This window comes from Kribbella sp. NPDC002412 (assembly GCF_053592935.1).
The window spans coordinates 1-23,320 of the sequence record NZ_JBSFBL010000083.1 but is presented as its reverse complement, the minus strand read 5'-3'; the positions used below and the strand labels follow the sequence as shown (position 1 = coordinate 23,320).

Genomic DNA, 23,320 nt, shown 5'->3' with positions numbered 1-23,320 from the left:
GCCCCCGGTGTTCACCGGGGGCCTTCGTGCGTAACGCGGCCGTGGCGCCTCTCGACGACGAGAACCCCGCCCCAGGCCCTTCGGGCGGTTGACCTGGGACGGGATCCTCAGTGGCGTTACACACGGTGTATCGCCGGTGACGGCCCGAGTGTTACAGAATCGCAGGAAAATTCTGCGCCAACCGTTGGCGAGCCGGACAAGGGGCGACCCCGGTGCACGTCCCTGAACACCGGGGCCTGGAGAAGCCGGCCGCTCGAGCGACGACTGCTCCTGCCCCTCAGGTGCCCCGCCGGTAACCAACCATTCACGCGTTCGTACTAGAAGTGCACGGCGAGCAGGACCCGCCCGGTTTCCGAGCTGCGGATGTCCAGCGCCCGGATCTCGTTGCGCTGCAGTTTCGTGGTTGCGGCCGGCTTGACCGTCGTCCCCGGGGCCGCCGTCCAGCTCGCGATCAGCTGCGCCTTTCCGGACTTGTCAGTGACGTAAAGCTCGTAGCCCCGGGCGCGTTCGCTCGGCGTGGCCAGCTCGTCGTACCGGCAGCTGATCTCGATCGTCGTCCCCCAGCGCTCCGGCACCAGCCGCGCGTCCGCGGTGAGCTTGCTGGCGACGGTCTGCGCGAGCACGACGTAGTCGCCCTCGGGCTCCTCGCGGCTCAGCGGGACCACGATCAGCGCACTGACCGCGGCCGCTGTCGCGGCGACTCCCGCCATCGCCATGCCGATCCGGACCCGCCGCTTGCGGGTGTCGCGCTGGACCTCGCGGACCAGGCCAGGCAGCAGGTTCGGCGGGGCGGCGGGGATGGTCGCGAGGGCACGGTCGGCCGGCAGCGCGGCCAGCGTGCCGGGCACGTCGGCCAGCGACGCGACCTCGGCCGAGCACTCGTCGCAGGTTCGCAGGTGCTCCTCGTACTCGCGCCGCTCCTTCTCCGACAACGCGCCGAGCAGGTAGGCGGCGTCCCACTCCCGGTACGGATCACTCATTGGCTGGTCACCCCCCTCTCCTGCAACGCGAGCTTGAGAGCTCGCAACCCGTAGTGCAGCCGCGACTTCACGGTGCCCGACGGAATGTCCAGCTCTTCGGCGATATCAGTGACAGTACGACGCCCGTAGTAGGCACGAACAATCACTTGCCGATGTTCCTCCGACAACTGTGCCAGTGACTCGGCCACCAGCCACGCGTCGAGGACGGCGTTCGCGTGGTCGGCGCTCGGGTTCTCCGGCAGGTCGTCACTGGCCACCTCGCGGCTGACCCGGGCACTGCGCCGGTCGTCGATGACGAGATTGCGCGCCACCGTGAACAGCCAGGCCCGGGCCCCCGCCTCGTCCTCGGTCAGGATCTGCGGCCGGCGCCAGGCGCGCAGCAGCGTCTCCTGCACGACGTCCTCGGCCAGCCGGTCGTCGCCGGTCAGCCGGACCACGAACCGCCACAAGGCCGGTGCGTGCACGTCGTGCAACTCACGCAACAGCGCCGCCCGGTCATCGGCCATCGGCGCTCCTGCTCTGTCATGCATCGGGCGGTCCCGGCCGGGCCGCCTTCTCGCCACCATTCTGCACAGGAAGCAAAGCATCCACCTGGTGCACTGTGAAGTACGCGTAGGCCATCGATCCCGAACAGAGCAGCGCAGCGCCGGGTTCAACGCATCGTGACTTCAGATCACACTCCGACTCGGTTGCGCTCGCCGTACCGGCTTTGCTAGATGGAAGCCGTACGTCGCGGTCGCCAGGCCGACGCCCCAGACCAGGTAGGCCGGGACGGCGACCCAGAAGAAGGCGTCCGGCAGGCCGATGTCGCCGTACACGGGCTTGCCCTGGACGGCCGCCACGATCATCTGGAGCAGGCCGACGCCGAAGTATGCCGTGATGCCGCCGCCGAGCGCGGCACCTGGAAGCAGCAGCATCCAGCGCGGGAAGATCCGGCCGAGGCGATAAACCAGTAGCAGCGGCAAGGCGATGCCGGCGAGCAGGAAGCCGGCCTCGAACAACACCATCGAGAGGCTCGCGCCGTACGGCGTCTTGTCGAAGCCGACAACCGCCTGCGCGGCCAACCGGATCAGGCAGCCGGCGACCGCGGCCCACGCGCCGACGTACGCCCAGGTCGGGATCTCCGCGAGCGAACGCCCCGGACCAAGTCGGCGTTGGTAGGTCAGCGCGGTTCGGCCGAGGAGTACGGCGCCACCGAGGGCGGCGAACCGACTCAGCATGCCGGGCAGGTCGAACGGGAGTCCGAGACCTGGCAGCACGCTGCCGACCACATCGAGCAAGGCGAACGCAGCGGCCGCGACCCAGGCGGCGCCGAGTGCCCACAGCGTCCGGATCAGAAAGCGGGAGCTCGGTCGGCGATCCAACGCCAGGACAGCCGCGGCGCTCAGCACGCACAGCAGGACTGCGGCCCAGTCGGGGATCAGCAGGTCGCCGCCGGGGAACTTCCAACTCGGTGCGTGACCGGTGGCGAACCAGATCCGCAGACATCCGTACGCCGCTGCCCAGAAGAGTGTCGCGGTGCGTGCCATGGGATCAATCTCAGTCGCTCACGCGGCGGCACGGATCCCTCCGGCGGGGGAACCGGCTCCGTCGGACGGTGGACGCGCTCAGCGTGCGTCGTACAACTCGCGGAGCGCCCGGAGGAAGACCTGGCGGTCGGCAGCCGGGAGGGTGGCGAGCAGGCGGTCCTCCTCGACCCGGATGCCCTTGCGCACGGAGCGCCGTACCCGGCGGCCCTTGGCCGTGATCGAGAGCAGCCGCACCCGGCGGTCCCCCGGATCGGGCGTGCGCTCGATCAGGCCTGCCTCCTGCAACTCGTCGAGGGTGCCGATGATGCGCGACTTGTCCGCCCCGATCGCCTCCGCGAGCGCGGCCTGGGTCCGGACCGGGGTGTCGTCGAGCGCGGTCAGTACGGCGTAGCCCCACATCGAGACGTCGTTCGACTCGAGCACGGGCAACTCCGCCGCGATGAGCGCCCGCATCAACGGAGCCATCATCGCGGCGAGATCGGGACGCTCCTCGCTCACGCGAGGGAAGATAGCACTGGCGCAATCATAAGCTGGCGCATACGATAAGCAGATGCCTACTGTTGATTACGTTTCCCTCGACGCGCAAGCGGTCCGGGCCAGCATGGAGCTGGTCACGCGTGTCACCGACGACGATCTCGCCAAGCCGACTCCCTGCCGGTCATGGACGCTGTACGGTCTGCTCGCGCACATGGCGACCCAGCACTACGGCTTCGCCGCCGCCTCCCGCGGTGACGGCGACGAAGCCCGGTGGAAGGTCCGAGACCTGGGCGCAGACCCGGTCAAGGCGTACCTCGACTCCGCCGAGCACGTCCTGGACGCCTTCGCCGAGGAGGGTGTGACCGAGCGCCTGTTCCCGCTGCCGGAGTTCGGCACCGATCAGCCGTTCCCCGGTCAGCAGGCGATCAGCTTCCACTTCATCGACTACGTGGTGCACTCCTGGGACGTCGCGAAGTCGATCGGCGCCACCGTCACCTTCACCCCTGAGGTCCTGGACGCCGCGCGTGACGTGGCCCAACTCGTCCCCACCGGCGACCTCCGCCTGACCCCCGGCTCCCCCTTCGGCCCCGACATCCCCTGGTCAGGAGCCGACCCTCTCGACAAGATCCTCGCCCACCTGGGCCGCAACCCCAGCTGGCCGAAGGCCTAGTCCTCACAGCCCAGTCCGTCGTTGTCGCGGTCCAGGTCGTAGACGTCGTTGCCGACGACTGTGACCGGGCCGCGCACGTACTCAGGACCGTTGCCGCTGCCACCCGAACAGTCGACGTCACTGGCGATCGGGACGCAGCCGCCGCTGTAGTTGGGGTCGCACCCCGACTCCTCCTCGACCTTCGTGCCGACAGTGGTCACCTGAGTCCGCGGCTGCTTGGCCACCTCCTGCTTGACGAGCTCCTTCGCCGTCTGCTTGCCGTCGACGATCGTCACCTCGTAGGTCAGCCGGCGCGTTCCGTTGACCCCTTGCGTGGTGACTGATTTCTCGCCTTTCGGCACCGAGGAATCCGTCACGGTCTTCTTCTTGAACGGAATGACCTTGAACTCCACGACGGTCTTCTTGATCGTTACCGGCTTCGGTTTTGTTGCCGGCTTCGGTGTAGCCACGACCTTCGGAGTCGGTGTCGGAGTCGGCGTGACCACGGCCTGACTCCCCACGACCGCGGCCGGCTCGGCGACTTCCGGCGTACCGGTGGATCCACAACCGCCCGCGACCAGCAGGAGCGCAGGCACCAGCGCAGCACGAGACAAACGCACAATTCCCCCCAAACCCGCCGCAGTTCCCCCCGCGGTGGGATTGTCAGCACCCGGACCTCCCGGATGAATTCCGATCTGTACCACCGCGACGTGTTTGAAGTCGAGGGGCCGACGCCGGAGCAAACTGAAAATTTCGATGATCGGTAAGCGCTTGCCGCGGTGTCGGGCCGGTGCGAGGCTCGCGGGCACACCACTGGAGGAGAGGGTCCATGTTGGCTGTTCTGGGAAGACTTCGCCGCGCGGCTCTGGTGAGCGTGCCGGTGATCATGGTGGCGATCCTGACCGTTCCGTCCACGGCGTCGGCGGCGGTCACCGAGTATCCGGCGCCGACCCTGCACCGGGTCACGTCGAGCGCCGGGTTCGTGCATCCGGGTCTCGCGGTCAGCGCCGACTCGCTGGAACGCGCCCGCGCTCAGGTCCAGGCCGGCGCCGAGCCCTGGGCGTCGTACTACGCCGCCATGATCGCGACGCCGTACGCCTCCACGACGTTCAGCTCGCGGAACCAGGGCCCGGTCGTGGACCGGCCGGCGAACAGCGCGTTCAACTCACAGGGCGTGCAGTCGCAGTTCATCGACGACGCGTTCCGCGCCTACACGCAGGCGATTCTCTACGTGATCACCGGCAACCCGGTCCATCGCGCGAACGGCCTGAAGCTGGTCCGGATCTGGAGCCATATGAATCCGGCCGCGTACGCCTACTACCCGGACGCGCACATCCACAGCGGCCCGCCGTTGCTGCGGATGCTGGCGGCCGCGGAGATCCTGCGGTACTCGAGCGTGAACCCGGGCGCTGACGGCTACGACCTGCGGTGGAACGACGCCGACACCGCCGAGCTCACCGCCAACCTGATCGTGCCGATGACGCAGACCTTCCTGTACCGCAACCGCAACTTCATGAACCAGCACAGCTACTCGCTGATCGGCGCGCTCGCGGGCTACGTCTTCACCGACAACCTGCCCCGCTACGCCGAGGCGGTCGAGTGGTTCTCGGTGAACTCCACCAACCCCGACGACGACACGAACGGCGCGCTCGCCAAGGTGATGCCGGTGATCGCGAAGAACGACCCGCGCAACCCGTACCGGCGTTCGTTCGTGCAACTGCAGGAGATGGGCCGCGACCAGGCGCACGCCTGGGACGACGTCAGCATGCTCACCCAGCTCGCCCGCGTCATCGACATCCAGGGCACCCGGCTGGACCCGGTCCGCGGAACGGTCTCCACGCGGCGGGACGCGGTCTCGCCGTGGGAGTTCGGCGACTACCGCCTGCTGCGCGGCTCGGAGCAGTTCTTCGCGTTCATGCTGGGCAAGGACATCCCGTGGATCGACACGACCGGACGCGGCGGTGTGCTCTCCCAGGCGTACCGCGGCCGGATCTTCGACCCCACCAACGAGCTGTACCACCTCTACAAGGACAAGCTCGGCGCCGCCATCCGCGTGATCGCGCCGAGCATCACCGAGATCGCGACCAGGCAGGACGCGGCCGCGCGGTTCTACTGGGGCACAGCGTCGTACAACTACTGGAACAGCAACCCGGACTGGAATCCGGACTCCTGGCTCTCGTTCCCGGCCTCGGTCGCCGGCACAGTCCCACCGGTGCAGCAGAACGCGCTGATCCAGGCGGAGACGCGGACGTTCCCGATCACCTCCGGCACCTCGGTTCGCGACAGTTACGTCCGGCTGCAGGCGAGTCGGTCCGGTACGACGATCGCCGTACGGTCGCTGCTCTACGACAACCGGAACGGCTACAGCCCGGTCGGCGTCCTGGTCCGCACCAACGGCACGGCCACACTCCAGATCCGCAAGGAGCGAACGCTGGCGCCGTACTACTCGCTGACCGTGCCGGACACGAAGGGCGCCTGGCGTTACCTCACCTACGATATGGACACCGCGAAGCTGCGTGGGAGCGCGGGCGGTGAGTCGCTGGCGTACTACACGGTCGTCGGGTCGTCGAAGGTTGCCGTGGACATCGATGCGGTCAACCTGCAGGCCAAGAGCCAGCTCACTCCGCCGACGTTCCCCGAGGGCGCAGACACCCGTCTGGTTGCGGTCGCCGGCGAGCCCTTCACCACGGACCTGGCCGCCACCGACACCGGCCCGGTCACCTACACCGCCGGTACGACGCTCCCGACCCGAGCCGCCCTGGACACGCAGACCGGCGTACTCACGTGGACGCCGACCGCGAGCCAGGCCGGCGATCACCGCACCTTCGTCGTGGCCGACGACGGAACGACCACCGCCGTGCTCCGCGTGTCGGTCACGGTCGCCGCCAACCGGCAGAAGGCCATCGCCGCGGCGCTCGAGGGGTACGACGCGGGGACCGCTTACGTCCGATCGAGCGCAGCCGCCGTCACGTCGGCAGCGGCGTTGGCGACCTCGCACATCGAGTCAGCCGACGCCGCGACCTTCGCCGCCGACCTCGTCGCCGTACAGCGGGCCGTCGCCGCGCTGGAGAAGCTCACGCCCACGCTTGCGGACGACGGTTCGTTCGACTACTGGGGCCGGGCGACCTCGGCGACGATCACGCCGGTTGCCATCGGCAACATGCTGGACGGCGACCTGAACACCTTCTCGGGTGATCTCCGGGCGCCGGCGATCCTCGACTACGGCAGCGGCTTCCGGGTCCGGGCCGACGCGTTCGGCCTGCAGGCGCGGTACAACTTCGCCAACCGCTCGGAAGGCGCCAACGTGTACGGCTCGAACGACGGCCGGACCTGGACGCTGCTGACGTCCCGCGAGACCACCAACACCAGTGACCGGGCGTTCGAACTCGAGACGATCCCGGTCCGTGACGAGGTCAAGAACCTGAGCTTCCGGTTCCTCAAGCTCCAGGTCGACCACCCCGGCGTGCCGACCGATCCGGCGTACCCAGGTCTGTCCAGCTTCAGCGAGTTCCGGGTGCACGGCGAGCGGATCGAGATGAGTACGGCGCTGAACACGGTGTCGATCTCGTCGAGCAACAGCGACCCGAAGCTCGCGCAGAACGGTGACACCGTCACGCTGACCATGACCGCCACTGAGCCCCTGACTGCGGTCAAGGCGATGGTCGAGGGACGCGAGGCCACGGTCATGAGCTCGGACAGTCAGCACTGGACGGCGACGCTGGTGCTCCCGGACGACGTCGGCTACGGACGAGCGCTGCAGTTCGCGATCGACTACACGACGGCCGCAGGCGATGTCGGCGCGACGATCGTGTCCTCGACTGACGGATCCACGTTGCAGCTGTGGAACAGCGCCGTACAGACGGTCGCCGTTCAGCCGAGCTGGGTGGTCGCGTCGAGCGTGGTCTTCCCGGGAGTCAGTACGGCGGAGGACAACGGGTGGCGGATGTTCGACGGCAACATCAACACGTTCACCGACACCACCAGCGGGAACGGGTGGGTCAAGGTCACCGCGCCGTTGGAGTTCGACGCCGTACGGGTTCATCCGCGGACGAACTTCCCGAGCCGGGCCAACGGGACGCTCATTCAGTCGTCGACTGACGGCGGGACCACGTGGACGACGCTCGCCACGATCAACGGTGTTGCTGACGGCAACCAGTGGTACGTGTTCCCGTTGGCTTCGACGGTCTCGGTACCGATGATCCGGGTGTACGACGGCCACGGCGGCTTCACCAACGTGGCCGAAGTACAACTGCTCAGGTCTTAGGGATTGTCGGCCGGCCTGCTGCCCGTCAGCAGGCCGGCCAGCTCGGTCGGGCGGTAGAGCACGAGCTTGCCGGTGCGCTGCGCTTCGACCAATCCGGTACGACGAAGCAGTTGCAGGTGCTGGCTGACGGCGGACGGGGTGACCTTCAGCTCGGCGGCCAGGTCGCTGGTGGTTCGTGGGTGGGTGAGCAGGGCCAGGATGTGGGCGCGCGGCGTACCGATGAGCTGGTTCAGGTCGCGTCGCGACGGCGGTTCGACGACGGACCACAGGTTGGCCTGGCCGCGCGGCGGGTAGCCGATCAACGGCTCGGCGCCGATGTCGAACGGGATCACCGCATGTGGGCCGAAGAGCGTGGGCTGCAGGACCAGACCGCGGCCGTTGATGCTCTCCGTCCGGCTCGGGTTGCTGACCTGGTCGATTCGCAGCCGGCCGTCCTGGTAGCTGATGACCGGGGCGAGGTCGTTCAGCATCGCGGCGGTGCCCTGCTGGGTGACGAGGTGGCCGCGGTAGCTGATGTCGGCGGACAGGATCGTGCGCATCCGGTCCCAGTACGGCGCCATCACGGTCCGCCAGTACTCGCCCAACGCGTCGACGATCCGCGTGATGCCATCGGCTCCGGCCAACTCGTCGGGCACCTGCCCGGTGACGGCGACGAACTGCCGCTCGAACGTCTCGCGATCGACCGCGCCGACGAGCTCGAGCTCCTCGTCGAACTGGGTCAGCGGTGACGTCGGGCGCGGTGTGAGGAAGTCCGGACTGCCCATGGTGTCGTTGACCAGCCACCGCAGCACACTCCAGTCGAGCTGCTCCAGCACCGGCTGCACTGCCCGAACCCACGGCAACTGCAACGGAAACCGACCCGGATCCTGGAGCGCGCGCAGCGAGAGGACAGTCTCGGCCGCGGGCGAGATCGCGAACCGGATGTCCTCCAGATCCTGCGCGGTCAGCTCGTAGGTCAGCACCCGATCAATGTAGCCCTCCCCTAAATCGTTCCGGGGCGAGCTCCGGTCAGCCGACGTTCAGGAGGGTTGCGATGAGCAGCCCTGCCAGCAGGCCGGCGATGCCTAGGGTGATCAGCGGGCCGGGCGTGATCGGGGGCTCGGGGACGCGTTGGCTGAAGATGGCGAAGAGACGCTCTTCGGCGGGCCGGACTTCCTGGAGGAGAACGGTGCAGGGGTGTTTGACGTTCTCGACCACCTCGACCGCGGTCTGTGCGGCTACGACGGCGCCGCGGATCACGCAGACGACCACGGCTCCCGACGCCACGGTCAGGACGCCGATCAGGGCTGCGGTGGTCTGGGGCATCGTGGCGTCGGCGAACAGCGTGTTCTTCAGGGCCGAGAGCGACCACAGGCCGAAGAATCCGAGCGCGGCCGAGGCGAGCCCGACCGCCAGGAACACCTTTGCCAGTGGATTCTGCGACCGCACCGCCGCCGCGAACGCCCGAGCGTCCCTGGCCAGGTCCTCCGCGCCCCGGGCCAGCCCTTCGTGCATCGCCAGCGCGTCGGCGCGCGCCGTCAGCTTCACGCCGATCACGATCCGGTCGGCGAGGTCCAAGGTGCTCGCCAGGTCGAGGATCTCCCTCCAGGCGGTCACCACCTCGTCGTGCGACGGCGCGATCGCAGACCGCTCCACGACACTCATGCCTGCCCCCTAACGCCGAGCGCGCCTCCCCCTGCGCGATCGTCTCCCCTGGGCATGAGAGTACGCCGTACCGGCCGTCACGAACAGTAACCGGCTGTCAATTCTTGACTGCTCCCTGTGTGATCCCGTTGACGAAGTTCCGCTGGAAGGTCAGGTACACGAGCACGATCGGGGCGATCACGATCAGGCTCGCCGCCGACAGCAGCGGGATGTTCGTGGAGTACTGGCCGACGAACAGCCCGAGCCCGGCCGGCGCCGTACGGCGGTCCGGGTCCTGCATCATCACCAGCACCAGCAGGAACTGGTTCCACGACCACATGAAGTAGAGCACCGACAGCGTGGTCACGGCCGGCCAGGAGATCGGCAGCAGGACCCGGATCAGTACGGCGAGATCGCGCGCACCGTCGACCCGTGCTGCCTCGACCAGCTCACCGGGCAGGCCGGCGAAGTGCGACTGCATCCAGTACACGCCGAACGGCATGAACAGAGCGACCTCAGCCAGGATGATCCCGAGGTAGGAGTTCGTCAGCCCGACCTGCTGCAGGTTGTAGTACAGGGCAACGACCACGAGCTCGACCGGCAGCGTCAGCCCCAGCACGAACCCGCCCGACAGCGCCCGATTGCCCCACACCTTCAGGACTTCCAGCCCGTACGCCGCCAACGTCGCCAGCACGACCGCGAGCGGTACGACGCAGACCGCGATCAGCACGCTCGAGCGCATCAGGTTGGTGAAGTTGCCCTGTACCCAAGCCAGCTTGAAGTTCTGCCACGACCAGTGGTCCGGGATGCTCAGGCCGCTGACCTGCTCACTCGGCGAGTGCAACGCCGTCAGCACGATCCCCGCCAACGGCAGCAACACCATGGTCGCCATCACGAGCAGAACGCCGTACCGAAGCCCCATCCCTGCGCGCGCTCTCATCGGCCCACCCTCGCGACTCGGCGGATCGTCGTCACGATCGCGACGACCAGCACGGTCAGTACGACGGCCAGCGCGCTGGCGTCACCGATTCGGCTTTCGTTGAACGCCAACCGGTACACGAGCAGCCCGGGCACGTTCGTCTGCCCGGCCGGACCGCCGTTCGTCGTCACGAAGACCAGGTCGAAGCTGGCCAAGGCGGCGATCGTGGTGATCACGCCGGCGATCGTGACCTCCTCGCGAACCCCGGGCAGCGTGACGTGACGGAACGTGCGCAACGGACCGGCGCCGTCGAGCGTCGCGGCCTCGTAGAGCGCGGTGTCGATCTTCTGCGCACCCGACAGGAACAGCATCATGCACAGCCCGCTCATCACCCAGGTCCCGATCAGACCGAGTGCGATCAGGGCCAGGTCGTAGTCACCGAGCCACGCCCGCGTGATCCCCTCGAGCCCGATGCCGCTGAGGATCTGGTTGATCACGCCGTCCTCGCTGTAGAGCCACCGCCAGGTGATGCCGACGGCAACCAACGGCAGCACCTGCGGCAGGAAGAACACGACCCGGAAGAACGTCATCCCGCGCCGGACCTTGCCGAGCAGCAGGCCGGTCATCAGCAGCCCGACCACCACCGGGACGAAGGAGAAGAACACGATCAGCACCAGGCTGTGGAGGATCGCCTCGGACAGCGTCGGGTCCCGGAAGATCCTGGTGTAGTTGGAGAATCCGGCCCAGGTCGGCGCGAGGATGCCGTCCCACTTCAGGAACGAGAGCCGGACCGTGTTCAGCGCCGGCCAGATCGCGAACCCGAAGTAGACCAGCAGCGCGGGCAGGACGTAGACCCACCCGCGCGCCCGGCGTCTACCCAGCATGGTGGGCGGTCCACGACTCCTGCAGCGACGCGAGGAACTGGTCGGTCGTGGTGGTCCCGTTGATCAGGCCCTGGACCCCCGGCGTCAGCTTGTCGATCATCCCCGGCGCCGCGAAGTCCGGGAACGGCACGATGCCGTTGGCCTGGGCGATCGGCGCGAACTGCTTGGCGATGTCGGACCGCAGCCCGGTCGCGGTGAGCTTTGCCTTGGTGTCCACCGGCATGAACCCGCCGCTGAACTGGATCTGCGCAGCCTCCGGTGAGCTCATGTAGTCCAGGAAGGCCGCAGCCACGTTCGGGTGCTTCGTCTTCGACGAGATCGCGTACGCGACGCTGGCGCCGGAGGCGACCTTCACCTCACCGCCGGCCGGGTTCGGCATCGGGAAGAAGCCGACCTTGTCCTTCATTTGCGTCTCCAGCGCGGCCGCCGCCCAGTTGCCGGTGACCAGGAACGCGCTCTTGCCCTGGGCGAAGTTCGCCTGGGCGTCCGGGTCCGCGGTCGCGTTGGCGGACTTGGCGACGTACCCCTTCTGCACCCACTGCTGCAGCGTCTCGGTGGCCTGCTTCGCCTTGTCGTTCACGATCGTCGCGTCCGGCTTGCCGTAGACCCAGGCGCGGTAGTCGTCGACCGAGCCGATCACGTTCAGCAGCGCGTTCCAGAGGTGGAAGCCGCCGACCTGCAGAGCGCCGACGCTCAGCGGGGTGCGGCCCTGGGCCTTCTGGCGCTCGAGCTCGGCCTCGAGCTCGGGCAGCGACGCCGGCACCTTGGACACCATCGACTTGTTGTAGAAGACGCCGAGGATCGACAGTCCGCCCGGTACGGCGTACAGGTTGCCGGTGCCGAACTGCTTGGCCGACTGGTCCGACTTGAGCACCTCGAGACTGGACTGCGGGAACTTGGTGTCCCAGCCGTACGCCTCTGCGTACGGGTTCAGGTCGAGGATGAGCTTGGCCGGGACCAGCGTGTTCATCGCGCCGGGGTTGTACTCGGCGATGTCCGGCGGCTGGTCCGACGCCATCGCCAGCTTGATCGACTTGATGTAGTCGTTGAACGGTGTCTGCTGCGGCTTGATGGTGACGTTCGGGTACTTCTTGCGGAAGCCCTCGATCAGCGCCTTGGTCGGCGGGTCGTCGGTGTAGGCGAGCGTGAGGGTGACCGGGTCGCTCGGGATCGTGGTGGCCACGCTCGCCTGGGTCGCGGGTCCGGCCTGCGGGCCGCCGGCGCCCGCGCAGGCGCTGGTGGTGAGTACGGCGGCGGCCCCGAGCGCCAGCAGTTTCGCGGCAGTCCTACGCATGGGATTCTCCTTCACCGATGGCGGCCGGTGGAGCCTCGGCCGGTAGTGGGCCGCGAGCGGCTGCTCGGCGGATACTGCTCCTGACCCGCTCGAACCGGGTCCGCTCGATCTCGGCCAGGCAGTGGTGCAGAGCGCCGTACACGACGGCGTCGTCACCCAGCGAGGACACGGCGAGCGGCGGCTGGTTGAGGGCCTGGCTGTCCAGGTGGCGGCGGATTGCCTCGAGCAACGGTTCGCCGCACCTGGCCATCGGGCCGCCGATCACGACCAGCTGCGGGTCGAGGATCGACCGGATCGCGGCGACGCCCTTGGCGAACCGGCCGGCCACGGTCTCGACCGCGCTGACCGCGGCCGGGTGACCGGCGACGTACGCGCCCAGGACCTCCTCGAACGTGGTCCGCAACCCGGCCAGCCGGACGATCTCGTCGGCGCCGACCCAGTCCTCGAACGGCCCCAGGCCGTCCGGGTTCGTCCGGGTATCGCCGGCCAGCAGGTCGAGGAAGCCGATGTCACCGGAGTCGTTGGACGCACCGCGGTACAGCTCGCCCTGCATCACGATCCCGGCGCCGACCCGCTCACCCCAGTGGATCATCACCACCGAGTCCTCGCGCCGCTGCGCACCACGCCAGCGCTCACCCTGCGTCGCCAGCTTCACGTCGTTGTCGAGGTACACCGGACACGTGAGGACCTCGCTCAGCCGCCGTACGACGAGGTCGCCGGCCAGCCCGGGCATGCTCGGGATGAGCTTGATGACCTGGGCGTCCAGGTCGACGATGCCCGGCGCCCCGACGGTGGCGAACCAGATGTCGGCGTCCTTCGTCATCCGCTGCACCGTGGCCACCAGGACCTCGACGCCGTCCGCTCCGCTCGTTCCCGTGTCGAGCTGGACCGTGCTGGTGGCGAGGATCGCGCCGGCCAGGTCGGACACCGCGACGCGGACGTCCTGCGGGCTGATCGACAGGCCGAGCAGGCGGCCGGCCTCCGCGACGAACCGCACCCGCTGCGCCGGCCGGCCCACCTTGGCCGCGTTCCGCTCGGGCGCGCTGAACTCGACCAGGCCCTCGGCCTCCAGCGCGACCAGCGAACGGGTGACCGCCTGCCGGCTGAGGCCGACCTTCTTGGCCAGCGCGGACACGGTCATGCTGGACTCGGCCCGGAGCTGCCGCAGGACGGCGTCCGCGTTGATCCCACGCATGAGCTCGGTGCCCACGGCGACCAGTTCGTCCATCATCACCCTTTCCGATGCGCTGTCCGGTGTGCGAGGGTATTTATTATGGATCGCACGAAACTAACTCCGTCAAGCACTCAGACGGATTGGATTTCGGCCCTCGAGGGTCTGGCGCAGCGGGTTCTGGGCGCGTCCGTCGGCTTGGGCGGACTGCTGGGTGGTGGGCGGCGGTTCGAGTACTCCGCCCGTGGCGGCGAGCTCACTGTGGCCGCGACGGACGGGGTGAGTGCTGCGGTCGGCCTCCACCACTACCTGCGGAACGTGTGCGGTCGCTCGGTCGGCTGGGACACCGTCCTGCCCCTTCGGCTCGGTCCATTGCCGGACTGCGGGGTGACGCGCGGCGAGGCGCGGGTGAGCGAGTTCTACTACCTGAACTTCTGCACGTTCAGCTACACGACGGCGTACTGGGACTGGTCGGAGTGGGAGCGCGAGATCGACTGGATGGCGCTGCACGGCGTGACCATGCCGCTCGCGCTGACCGGGCACGAGGCGGTGCTGTTCGAGGCGTACACCCGGCTGGGGTTGCCGGCCGACGCCGTACGGACGTTTCTGGGTGGGCCTGGGTACCTGCCGTTCCAGTACATGGGGTGTCTCGACAGCTTCGGTGGGCCGCTTCCGTCGTACTGGATCTCGTCACATCTCGAGTTGGGGCGGCGGATTCTCGAGCGGGAGCGGGCTTTCGGTATGACGCCGGTGCTGCCGGCGTTCACCGGGCACATCCCGCGGGAGCTTGCGCCGGGGCGGGTGCGTGAGTGGCAGGGGTTCGAGACGGTCGTGCTGGATGCCGGGGATCCGTTGTATGCGTCGATCGGTACGGCGATCACGTCGGCGCAGATCGAGTTGCTCGGAACCGATCACGTGTATGCGGCGGATCCGTTCATCGAGATGATCCCGGTCGACGCGGATCCGCGAACTGTTGCGGCTGCGACGCTCGCGGGGCTGCGCGGCGCCGACCCGGCCGCGGTGTGGTTGATGCAGGCTTGGCCGTTCTCGTACCAGAAGGAGTTCTGGACCGATGCCCGAGTCCGGGACTTTCTGGACGCTGCTGACGGGATGCTCGTGGCTGACCTCTGGGCGGAGCGCGATCCGCAGTGGCAGCGCTTCGACGGCTTCGGCGGCAAGCCGTGGCTATGGTGCGGCCTGCTGAACTTCGGCGGCCGCACCGACCCCGCCGCCGATCTGCCGGCAGTCGTGCCCGCTGTCGAGGCCGCCCTCGCCTCTTCGAATCCCCCTACCGGCCTGGGCCTGTCGATGGAGGCGATCCACAACAACCCGGTCTTCTTCGAGCTCATCGCCGACCTGGCGTGGGACTCCGTCGACCTCGAGGACTGGCTCGACTCCTGGGCCACCTGCCGCTACGGGACGTCTGCTTTGAACGCGGCCTGGCGAGATCTGCTGGCGACCGTCTACTCCTGCGAGATCCCGATCTTCCCTGAACACTTCCACGGTGTGCTGACGAAGGAACCGTCGTACCACTCAGCCTCGGAGATCCAAGCGGCGCTCTGGTACGACCCGGTCGTCCTGGCCCGCGCGTGGGACTCGCTGATCAGCGCAGCCGAGAACGACCCGACCTTGCTCAACGGCCCGCTCGCCCACGACCTGGTGACGGTGGCCATCGCCTACCTGACCCGCCTGGCCGACCACTACAACCTCACCGACCGCGACGCCTTCCTGGCCCTCTTCCCCGCCCTGGACGCCCTCCTCGCCACCCACCCCGACTTCCGCCTCAGCACCTGGGAATCCAAGGCCACCCGCTGGGCCCAGACTGATGAGGACCGCGCCCTCTTCCAGCGCAACGCCCATCAAATCCTCACCACCTGGGGCCCCACCCCCCACCTCAACGACTACGCCGCCCGCCACTACTCCGGCCTGGTCACCCCCTACTACCTCTCCCGCTGGACCACCACCGCCCCACCCCCGGCACCCCAGGGCAACCTCGTCACCCTCTCCCGCCACCTCCACACCACCTACTCCACCGCCCTACCCCCACCCCACCAGCAAACCCCTGGACAAACCTGACACACTATTCCCCTCACCCTCGTGAGAGGGCCTCTAGCTCAACTGGCAGAGCAGCGGACTTTTAATCCGCGGGTTGTGGGTTCGAGTCCCACGGGGCCTACCGCGTCTGACCTGGTCTTTTGACCAGGTCAGGCTGCCGACCATCAGCCGACTGTCCATGGCCTTGTCCATGCTAGCCTTCCAGCATGGCTCGGAAGCAGCGGCCTCGGGGGTCGGTCAGGCTCAGGGGCAGCTCGTACAACGTCAGGGTCTACGCCGGCGTGGACCCTGTAACCGGCAACGACATCTACCTCAGCGAGTCCACCCGGGACGAGAATGAAGTAGAGCGGATTCAGACGCGGCTCCAGGCGCAGGTGGACAGTCAGCGCAACGCGGCCACCCGGGCAACGCTGGGATACGTCATCGAGAACTGGTTGGAAGGACACGACGGCGAGGAAACGACCCTCGACAGCTATCGGGGCTACTTCGAACGGAGCATCAGGCCGAAGCTCGGCGATGTTCCGGTCTCCGAGCTGAGGACTCGCACAATCGAGCAGTTCTACAACAAGCTGCGAAGGTGCAGCGCGCTCTGCGAGGGCCGGCCGATGGTGGACCACCGCACAAGTCGGCCACACGAGTGCCGGGTGATCAAGCACCGGCGGCGCCCGGGCCGGCCGTCAGCAACCGATGCGGCCGAGCATGACTGTGCTGTCGCCGATTGCTCGGTGATCGAATGCAAACCCCACGTGTGCAAGCCGATGGGCCAGTCGAGCGTCCGGCAGATCCACGCGATCATCACCGGGGCACTTGACATGGCCGTCCGCTGGGAGTGGATATCGAGCAATCCGGCCGAGACAGCAAAGAAGCCCAAGCAGAAGCCGCCGCAGCCAAAACCACCCACGGCTGCGCAGGCCGCCCGGATCGCCGAACGCGCCTGGGAAGAGGACCTTGCCTGGGGAATGCTCATCTGGCTCGTAATGGTCACCGGCAGTCGGCGCGGCGAGATCCTCGCTCTCCGGTGGTCCGACCTTCATCTCGACGGCGAGGGCGTCGCGGAGTTCCGCAGGAACTACATACAGCGTCGTGGAAAGAAGCTCGAGAAAGACACTAAGACCCATCAGATGCGCCGCAACGCCTTGGACCCCGACACGTTGGAATTGCTGGCAATCCACCGGAAAGCGTACGAGCAGCGCATGGCGCAGCTCGGTGTGCCAGCGAACGAGTCGGCTTATGTCTTCTCCTACGAGCCCGATAACAGCAAGCCATGCAATCCTGACGGAGTCACCCACCGATACGCCCGCATGTGCAAGAGTCTCGGCATCGATAGCCACCTTCACACCCTGCGCCACTACTCGGCGACGGAGCTGATCAGCGCTGGAGTCGATATCCGAACCGTCGCGGGCCGGCTTGGCCACGGAGGCGGCGGAACAACCACACTTCGCGTCTACGCCGCCTGGGTTCCGGAGTCCGACAAGCGCGCCGCCGGACTCCTGGCCAGCCGCATGCCGCGGCCCGGCCGACGTGACTAACGTTCGGCAGCGCTGCAATGGCCTCTGCTCAGTCAAGGCTCATGGTCTGGTGAAGCTGTGGATAACTCGCGGCGCCAAGGCGCCTGATCGGCGACACTGGAGTGGTGTTGCCGGTCCCTGGCCCGGAGCCACCGGCGGGTGTAGCCGCCGCCCGCATGGCGTCGAGGCGCGAGGCCACGTCGGCAGGCAGGCCGGGACCGTCGACACGGCAGCCCATCATCCTGCTCGACGCCTAACATGCCGTGCTGCCAGTGCGTGATTGTGCGGGTCCCGGTGAGCTGCTTACCCCCAACGCTTCCGGGGGACCGTGTCGGTCTGCCACCGGCCCGAGACGACTGGCAGAATGGAGACCCAGCCCGGCCGTGCTGGCCCGCCCGCCGAGCGAGGGCCGGCGAGGATGCTGAGCCGGTCCGGCAGCTGCGGAACCTCAAATGGGGCTCTTTAATTCGAACTTATGGTCTAGCGCGTCGTCGCACACAGTTGAGGCTCAATGCAGTTGGCTACGGTGCAGCCTGGCAGGCATTGACGTGAGGCTGGGCGTCGGCCAGCCTGCTCCCGAAGGTCGCGGGCGCACCATCGGGGGTCGGGCGAGCCGCTCATTCAACAATCGCTCCGGCCAGTGCTCTGATGACGACCGAACGAGCTAGCCGAGGCCAACCAGGTCAATTTTATTATGAAACAACACCCTATATAGCTCGGCCTCGGGAAGTCTATGGGCCATAACTTTTGCGAACTGGCGCAGGGTTGGCCAATCACGTCCCCCAAGGTCATCGTCCATGATCTGAAGGATGTCCCGGGCGAATCCACTCGCGGCGTCCCCAGGCTCGTTATTACGATCGTCAAGGTCCCAGAGGCTCGCAGCAATCCGAAATTCCACGTATTCGCCGAAACCGTCAGGAATATCGCTACACATTGAGAGATTGTCCGCTGCTCTCAAGTCTGGCATCGCCCTGGAAGCGTAGAGGGGCGGACCGGTGGGACGGGCTTCGCGCATGACGTGGGCCGAGAACCAGTCAGCGAACCCCTCCATCCAGGCAACCTGGGCTATTCGATCCGGGTGATTAGGCGGCAGGCCTCCTCCACTGAGGACTGCAATATTGGTAATTGTGCAGCCATTGTGATCGCTTCCTATCCAAGCCAAACTTCCAATATCGTGCTGTAGCCAATGCGCGTACTCATGCAAGATAAGGTCATCATGCATCGCATATTTTGGCTGTATGCGGAGGTCGCCGCTGATGGGATACATGCATGGAACGCCAGTGATGGGACAGCTCTGGATAGCGACGTGTGCGGCGTGGAGCGTATCGAGAGGGTCGACACGCCCCTGTCCCCGATTGGCATGCATGATGAGAGCGCCGTGCCGAATTGTCTCGATTATATTGAACACGTTCGCCCATATTCCGGAGAACGTGAAATTCCAGGTCACACTGCCGCCGTCCGGAGATATGTTTGGCATCCCTGGATCCGCCCACACGTACCTTAGGCCATCCTTCGCTTGCGTTGGGGCAGGTCCCGTGCAACAAAAGGCAGCAGAGTTGGCGGAGTATACGCGCAATACGAATTGCGTTACATTTTTTCGGTCGCTTATCTCTGTCTGGACTACTCCACTCTCATTAGTGCGCAGGGTCTTCCGAAGGGACCATGCCCAGAGCCCGCCCGTCTTACTTAGTGTCCAGACCTCGACTTTGGCATCAATTACGGGTCTAACTCCATTTGAGTCTTGATAGCTTAATGTGGCATGGATGGCCGCGGGCTCTGACACATCTTTTGGTTTGTCGTCACAGCTTGTGAGGGCAAGAGAAATGATTGCCAACGCCGCAAAGGCAATGTGCGTGCGTCTCCCCATGGTCCCCCCAAAGGAATTGCGGACAGGCACCCCAGTGCGGCAGCCTGTCCTTCTTTGTGATGATGCTACGCATGTTGTCCTGAGTCAACGGCTCGAAGTCAGGTTGAACGTCGTCGATCTCGTCCGGTGTGGCCCAATCCAATTCGACCTCAACACGGGCCGCGACTCAGCGCCATCACCGCAAGGGCCATGGCCTAACTGTGCAGATGGCCGGGCCGATTACCTCTCTGGAGACCAAGTCCGCCAGGAACCAGAGAAACCGGCTCGAGGACGCGCCACCGTCGTTCGAAGCTCGGCAAGTCGGGGAAGCCGTTGAAGCAGCTGTTCTTCATCCATCCCGCCGAGTCGGATCCATCCCGCCGAGTCGGGCGGTTGCTGGCGCTGGCCGGCCAGTTGAGTTCTGGTGTGATGAGTCGAAGCTGGCCGATGATCCGGACGCCTGGCTGACCTCGTTCACGATCATCACCACTACCGCCACCGACGACGTGGGCCGCATCCATGAACGGATGCCGATGGCGGTCGCGCAGGAGAGCGTGGCTCGATCCACGTAACGACGATGTGGAGACCGTGGGTGGCCTGATGGCGCCACGCCCACGCTGGACATCTACGCGATCTCCTGCTGGCGGTCAACGACGTGAAGAACAACGGCCCCGAACTGCTGGAGCCGCTCCCGGCCGAACAATCGCCACACTGAACGACAGGCCGCGTGGGCACCGCGGCTGGTGGCGCTTCACAGTCTGCCCAGCGATTTTGGCGAGGCAGCCAGCATCCCGGTTCATGCCTCCCCGTCGTCCAGCCCGATCCGCCTGGATCAGCGCCTCCTGGTTGTTTCACGTCGGGGGCTAGCTACATGATGAGGCGTGCAAGGCCCAGTAGAACGAGCGATTCGCGCGTCGATCCAGCGGGACATGCGGCTGCCCACACCGACCGGAAGAGCCAGTTTCGTCGTGGACAGCATCGATTCCGAGGGCGTAGTCCTCCAGTTTGGGGCGAAGAGAACCGCGACGCGGTTTGATTGGGAATGCCTGGAAGGCATCGTCGACTTTCTGCGTGGGCGCGGTTGGGTCCCCGTCGGAGCCAACCGCGTTCTCGCGGGTAACCCGGGCACTCTTGACGAGTATCTGAAGACGTGTGTTCCGAGGCAAACAGCCAATTACATCGCGGTTCTGCTGAACCAAGCCGGGGTCCTGGAATTGGACCCCGCGATGCCGGCCCGGGTGCGTCTGATCGCATGACAGACGAGCATCCCCGGCACGAAGCTGTACCTTGCCGCAGCGTATGCAGGGCAATAGGTCTTCCTCGCAGTGAGAAGGTCGTCGGTTCGATTGCAATAGCGGCTCCACCTCGCGAGCTCCACGGACTTCCCTCGTTGCTGCTGGCCTAGGGCCAGCAGCAAACCCCATGCCGCAGACTGCTCTATAGTTCCCATCATGGCTTCGGCGGCCCTCGGCAGATGGCAGACCGAGCGATCGGCTGCGCTTGATAATCTGGTGGCGGCGCACAGCGCAGTGTCCGGTGGGTCTCCCGGCCGCAAGTGGCTGACAGTGGAAGTCAATCACGCACTGATTGTTCGACTTGCCGCAGAGTTTCAGGGCTACTGCCGAGATCTCCACGACGAGGCCATCGATGCCTTCCTCAATTCCAAACTCTCGTCTGAGGCTCAGACGGCCACCGTGGTACGAGCGCTCCTGACGACCGGCCGTAAGCTTGATATAGGGAACGCCAACTGGGGAAACATCGGCAGTGACTTCGCCAAGTTTGGAGTGAGCGTCGCAACAGAACTGAAGGCGGCGTACCCCCGCCGGTACAGGGGCTGGACTGGCAAGCTAGACCGCCTCATCCTGGCGCGGAACGCGATTGCTCACCAGAACCCGGCCGACCTCGCTGAGGCCTCGGCACTGCAACCATTGACACTGGCGACCTTCCGGAACTGGAGATCGGCCCTGAACGGCGTCGCTATTGGCCTTGACCGTGTCGTGGGCACATACTTGAAGGACCTAGACGGGACGGTAGCGCCATGGTGAGAGGAGGCCAAGATGGCTACAAAGCGTGACAGTACGCCTGCAGCCACGCCACGCCGTGTGACCAAGTCAGTTGGCCGGCTTCGACCAGGTAGCAAGGTCAAGGTTCATCTCGGCGCCAGAATCCATGAAGCTACAGTGACTGAGGTTCGCAATGGGCGGATTACCGTCGAGATCCACATCGCGGGAGCTGACGACCCTCTAGTCTCCTCGTACTCGGCCGACGAACTGGAGATGTCCGCCTAGCTGCACCTGCGGCCGAGCCGATCGAGGCGCGGCTGCTGGCTGGCCTAGGGACGAAGGGCACCCAGCTCCTGGCTTCGATTCAGACAGTCATTTAGCTCTCGTTCGTGTTGATGACCGTCAAGCAGGGTGGCCGCTGCGCGGAAGCTCACCTACGGCACCGGACCGCTCGCGAAAACTGACGGGCAGATGCCGGGTCCGACAGGGCTCTATCCGACGGATCGATCCACGCTGCCACGTAGCGTTCCCTCGCCACAGGCAAGACAGGTCCCGCGACTTCATTTCGGCCATCGAACCGAGGAGCTTCTCATTACGAGGAGGGACGACGCCGCCGCATCTGGCCTCTACCAGCACCTTTGCCATCGTTTGCTTCGCACCACGGCAACATACCGTGCATGAGTTGACACCACTTCGCACCACAAGTCGCACCACGAGCGTGACCACGCCGACGGGCTCCTCCGGCTTCCGCCGCGGTCAGAGGTGAGCTGGCCGGAAGACAATGGGATCACAACCACAGCCTGCGGGTTAAAAGCTGCGCGATCGCGCGAACTTCGCCATCTCTAGGCGTCATGAGTGGCGGCGATGGCCTCACCAGAAGGCTATGCCAGCGGAGTTGACTCCAGTTCGCGTCACGAACCGTGTCACGAGATGCTGGTTGTGCCGGCCGCCGCGCGGCTGTTCAAGGACACCAGGCTAGCGGTCTACCTCCGCAGGTCGCAGCCAGCTTGCCCACTGGTTGCATGGCACACCCCATTGCCTCCGCCGACGACTCACACTTCTGGCTGTTGGATCGCGCCAGCCACAACCGCAGCCGGCCACCAGCCGCGGAGCCGCCACCTGAATCAGTCGGCGCGTCTGGGGTCCCCGGATCTCGAGAGGGCCGGCGCGCCTGTGATCGCGCCGATTCACTGCTCAGCGTTAACGAGTGGACCTGTAGGTCGACGTCGAGGTCACTTCGCCCGCTGCGAGACATGAAAGGTGGCCCATAGCAACGAGACCGCCAGTTCGTACGACCCACAGACCTCCTCCCGGGTCCTTCCCGCTCTCGGCGAGTCCGCACGACCACAGTTGCTATGTCGCCGGGTCCACGTCGAGTCCGCTGCTGTCTCGACCGGCCACAGTGGTCGCTCCCCACGGCCGGCGGCACCGGCCTCCCGAGCCGGGCGCCGCTGGGAGCTGTCAGGGCTGACAGCGTGCTACTGCTTGCGCTGCGCGGCGGGGCGCCAAGCGGCCAACTCGTGCGTCGACGCGACGCAACAGATGTCGCCAGGCTATGTTCGCGTTCGTCACACCTGAGAGAGCTAGGGGAAGGATGATATGGGGGAAACCGGACAGTGGAGCGTTCCAGAGTGGGTGCGGATCCCGCGCCTCGAACTTCTGCTGGGCTGCCGGCTGGGCGACCTGGCCTGGGACAGGCTGATCAGCCTGATTGACGAAGGACTCAGCGAGGAACAGACGCTCGACTTCAAGTCGGAGCTGTACCGCGGGAATGACAAGGGCAAGTACTCGCTCGCATCCGACATGGCGGCGTTCGCCAACTCCGCGGGCGGGATGGTGATACTCGGCGTAACCGACACGGACGGCCGCGCTACCGACGTGCCGGGCGTCGACATCACGGACGCCGAACGAGTCCGGATGGTCAAGATTCTCGTGGACAACGTGACTCCGGTGCTCCCGGACCTCACCATCGGCTCACTGCCGCATCCCGAGGACCCGACGCGTGGGGTGTACCTCCTGGTCGTGCCGCCCAGTGATGCAGCGCCACATGGAGTACGCCGTGCCGCCGCCGCAGCCGAAGATCACCACGTTCTCGTCCGCGGCGACCCGGCCGACCTG

19 protein-coding genes and 1 tRNA gene are annotated in these 23,320 nt (G+C 66.5%); 8 read left to right on the top strand and 12 right to left on the bottom strand.

What is annotated here, in order from left to right; all coding sequences use genetic code 11:
• Positions 1 to 317 precede the first annotated feature (317 nt).
• The 4 genes from ACWCOV_RS38395 to ACWCOV_RS38380 all read right to left on the bottom strand — a co-directional run bounded on the left by ACWCOV_RS38395 (position 318) and on the right by ACWCOV_RS38380 (position 3,007).
• On the bottom strand, positions 318 to 980 hold the full coding sequence (locus ACWCOV_RS38395) for an anti-sigma factor family protein (RefSeq protein ID WP_449834298.1): 663 nt from the start codon (positions 978 to 980) through the stop codon (positions 318 to 320).
• Positions 977 to 1,486 (bottom strand): sigma-70 family RNA polymerase sigma factor, encoded by a 510-nt coding sequence (locus ACWCOV_RS38390; RefSeq protein WP_337010419.1) that lies wholly within the window; start codon positions 1,484 to 1,486, stop codon positions 977 to 979. Before ACWCOV_RS38390 ends, ACWCOV_RS38395 begins: the two co-directional genes overlap by 4 nt.
• A 162-nt stretch (positions 1,487 to 1,648) precedes the next feature.
• A complete protein-coding gene (locus ACWCOV_RS38385; protein ID WP_449834297.1) occupies positions 1,649 to 2,509 on the bottom strand; it encodes a hypothetical protein in 861 nt (286 codons plus the stop codon).
• Between the two features lie 78 nt (positions 2,510 to 2,587).
• Positions 2,588 to 3,007 (bottom strand): MarR family winged helix-turn-helix transcriptional regulator, encoded by a 420-nt coding sequence (locus ACWCOV_RS38380; protein WP_449834296.1) that lies wholly within the window; start codon positions 3,005 to 3,007, stop codon positions 2,588 to 2,590.
• A gap of 52 nt (positions 3,008 to 3,059) precedes the next feature.
• On the opposite strand from ACWCOV_RS38380, the gene ACWCOV_RS38375 reads away from it, so the two are divergent.
• Positions 3,060 to 3,656 (top strand): TIGR03086 family metal-binding protein, encoded by a 597-nt coding sequence (locus ACWCOV_RS38375; protein WP_449834295.1) that lies wholly within the window; start codon positions 3,060 to 3,062, stop codon positions 3,654 to 3,656.
• Here ACWCOV_RS38375 and ACWCOV_RS38370 read toward each other — a convergent pair.
• On the bottom strand, positions 3,653 to 4,231 hold the full coding sequence (locus ACWCOV_RS38370) for a G5 domain-containing protein (protein ID WP_449834294.1): 579 nt from the start codon (positions 4,229 to 4,231) through the stop codon (positions 3,653 to 3,655). The two genes, ACWCOV_RS38375 and ACWCOV_RS38370, sit on opposite strands and share 4 nt — an antisense overlap.
• Before the next feature lie 233 nt (positions 4,232 to 4,464).
• Here ACWCOV_RS38370 and ACWCOV_RS38365 point away from each other — a divergent pair, with 233 nt between their 5' ends.
• Positions 4,465 to 7,899 (top strand): putative Ig domain-containing protein, encoded by a 3,435-nt coding sequence (locus tag ACWCOV_RS38365; protein ID WP_449834293.1) that lies wholly within the window; start codon positions 4,465 to 4,467, stop codon positions 7,897 to 7,899.
• On the opposite strand, the gene ACWCOV_RS38360 is transcribed toward ACWCOV_RS38365, so the two are convergent.
• The 6 genes from ACWCOV_RS38360 to ACWCOV_RS38335 form a co-directional block, all read right to left on the bottom strand.
• Positions 7,896 to 8,861, bottom strand: coding sequence for a DUF5937 family protein (locus tag ACWCOV_RS38360; RefSeq protein WP_449834292.1), 966 nt, complete (start codon positions 8,859 to 8,861; stop codon positions 7,896 to 7,898). The genes ACWCOV_RS38365 and ACWCOV_RS38360 overlap by 4 nt on opposite strands.
• A 46-nt stretch (positions 8,862 to 8,907) precedes the next feature.
• Positions 8,908 to 9,543 carry a hypothetical protein gene (locus tag ACWCOV_RS38355; RefSeq protein WP_449834291.1) on the bottom strand — a complete coding sequence of 212 codons (636 nt, stop codon included), beginning with the start codon at positions 9,541 to 9,543 and terminating at the stop codon, positions 8,908 to 8,910.
• Between the two features lie 97 nt (positions 9,544 to 9,640).
• Entirely contained in the window at positions 9,641 to 10,462 is an 822-nt protein-coding gene (locus ACWCOV_RS38350) for a carbohydrate ABC transporter permease (protein ID WP_449834290.1), read from the bottom strand.
• The gene (locus ACWCOV_RS38345) at positions 10,459 to 11,325 is read right to left on the bottom strand and encodes a carbohydrate ABC transporter permease (protein WP_449834289.1); all 867 of its coding nucleotides are present in this window, start codon (positions 11,323 to 11,325) and stop codon (positions 10,459 to 10,461) included. The genes ACWCOV_RS38350 and ACWCOV_RS38345 overlap by 4 nt, the downstream gene beginning before the upstream one ends.
• Positions 11,315 to 12,619, bottom strand: a complete 1,305-nt coding sequence (locus ACWCOV_RS38340) for an ABC transporter substrate-binding protein (protein WP_449834288.1) — start codon at positions 12,617 to 12,619, stop codon at positions 11,315 to 11,317. The genes ACWCOV_RS38345 and ACWCOV_RS38340 overlap by 11 nt, the downstream gene beginning before the upstream one ends.
• Entirely contained in the window at positions 12,612 to 13,850 is a 1,239-nt protein-coding gene (locus ACWCOV_RS38335; RefSeq protein WP_449834287.1) for an ROK family protein, read from the bottom strand. Before ACWCOV_RS38335 ends, ACWCOV_RS38340 begins: the two co-directional genes overlap by 8 nt.
• Positions 13,851 to 13,988: 138 nt before the next feature.
• Here ACWCOV_RS38335 and ACWCOV_RS38330 point away from each other — a divergent pair, with 138 nt between their 5' ends.
• The 3 genes from ACWCOV_RS38330 (at position 13,989) to ACWCOV_RS38320 (ending at position 17,374) form a co-directional block, all read left to right on the top strand.
• Positions 13,989 to 15,866: an alpha-N-acetylglucosaminidase TIM-barrel domain-containing protein gene (locus ACWCOV_RS38330; protein ID WP_449834286.1), complete on the top strand. Its 1,878-nt coding sequence runs from the start codon at positions 13,989 to 13,991 to the stop codon at positions 15,864 to 15,866.
• Between the two features lie 27 nt (positions 15,867 to 15,893).
• Positions 15,894 to 15,966 (top strand) — tRNA-Lys (locus tag ACWCOV_RS38325).
• 85 nt (positions 15,967 to 16,051) lie between these two features.
• The gene (locus ACWCOV_RS38320; protein WP_449834285.1) at positions 16,052 to 17,374 is read left to right on the top strand and encodes a tyrosine-type recombinase/integrase; all 1,323 of its coding nucleotides are present in this window, start codon (positions 16,052 to 16,054) and stop codon (positions 17,372 to 17,374) included.
• Between the two features lie 643 nt (positions 17,375 to 18,017).
• Here the strand turns inward: ACWCOV_RS38320 and ACWCOV_RS38315 are convergent.
• Positions 18,018 to 18,620, bottom strand: coding sequence for a hypothetical protein (locus ACWCOV_RS38315; protein ID WP_449834284.1), 603 nt, complete (start codon positions 18,618 to 18,620; stop codon positions 18,018 to 18,020).
• An 806-nt stretch (positions 18,621 to 19,426) separates the two neighbouring features.
• On the opposite strand from ACWCOV_RS38315, the gene ACWCOV_RS38310 reads away from it, so the two are divergent.
• From ACWCOV_RS38310 to ACWCOV_RS38300, 3 genes are all read left to right on the top strand, one after another.
• On the top strand, positions 19,427 to 19,771 hold the full coding sequence (locus ACWCOV_RS38310; RefSeq protein WP_449834283.1) for an SOS response-associated peptidase family protein: 345 nt from the start codon (positions 19,427 to 19,429) through the stop codon (positions 19,769 to 19,771).
• Between the two features lie 879 nt (positions 19,772 to 20,650).
• On the top strand, positions 20,651 to 21,244 hold the full coding sequence (locus ACWCOV_RS38305) for a hypothetical protein (RefSeq protein ID WP_449834282.1): 594 nt from the start codon (positions 20,651 to 20,653) through the stop codon (positions 21,242 to 21,244).
• 1,593 nt (positions 21,245 to 22,837) lie between these two features.
• On the top strand, positions 22,838 to 23,320 hold a 483-nt coding region (locus ACWCOV_RS38300), incomplete at its 3' end, for an AlbA family DNA-binding domain-containing protein (protein ID WP_449834281.1).

Bases quoted from the DNA above. Each gene is read 5' to 3' on its own strand.
- ACWCOV_RS38375 (WP_449834295.1), top strand. From the start codon at position 3,060: ATGCCTACTGTTGATTACGTTTCCCTCGACGCGCAAGCGGTCCGGGCC.
- ACWCOV_RS38395 (WP_449834298.1), bottom strand. From the start codon at position 980: ATGAGTGATCCGTACCGGGAGTGGGACGCCGCCTACCTGCTCGGCGCG.
- ACWCOV_RS38335 (WP_449834287.1), bottom strand. From the start codon at position 13,850: ATGATGGACGAACTGGTCGCCGTGGGCACCGAGCTCATGCGTGGGATC.
- ACWCOV_RS38390 (WP_337010419.1), bottom strand. From the start codon at position 1,486: ATGGCCGATGACCGGGCGGCGCTGTTGCGTGAGTTGCACGACGTGCAC.
- ACWCOV_RS38365 (WP_449834293.1), top strand. From the start codon at position 4,465: ATGTTGGCTGTTCTGGGAAGACTTCGCCGCGCGGCTCTGGTGAGCGTG.
- ACWCOV_RS38350 (WP_449834290.1), bottom strand. From the start codon at position 10,462: ATGAGAGCGCGCGCAGGGATGGGGCTTCGGTACGGCGTTCTGCTCGTG.
- ACWCOV_RS38315 (WP_449834284.1), bottom strand. From the start codon at position 18,620: ATGTATCCCATCAGCGGCGACCTCCGCATACAGCCAAAATATGCGATG.
- ACWCOV_RS38305 (WP_449834282.1), top strand. From the start codon at position 20,651: ATGGCTTCGGCGGCCCTCGGCAGATGGCAGACCGAGCGATCGGCTGCG.
- ACWCOV_RS38385 (WP_449834297.1), bottom strand. From the start codon at position 2,509: ATGGCACGCACCGCGACACTCTTCTGGGCAGCGGCGTACGGATGTCTG.
- ACWCOV_RS38355 (WP_449834291.1), bottom strand. From the start codon at position 9,543: ATGAGTGTCGTGGAGCGGTCTGCGATCGCGCCGTCGCACGACGAGGTG.
- ACWCOV_RS38345 (WP_449834289.1), bottom strand. From the start codon at position 11,325: ATGCTGGGTAGACGCCGGGCGCGCGGGTGGGTCTACGTCCTGCCCGCG.
- ACWCOV_RS38340 (WP_449834288.1), bottom strand. From the start codon at position 12,619: ATGCGTAGGACTGCCGCGAAACTGCTGGCGCTCGGGGCCGCCGCCGTA.
- ACWCOV_RS38310 (WP_449834283.1), top strand. From the start codon at position 19,427: ATGGCCGGGCCGATTACCTCTCTGGAGACCAAGTCCGCCAGGAACCAG.
- ACWCOV_RS38320 (WP_449834285.1), top strand. From the start codon at position 16,052: ATGGCTCGGAAGCAGCGGCCTCGGGGGTCGGTCAGGCTCAGGGGCAGC.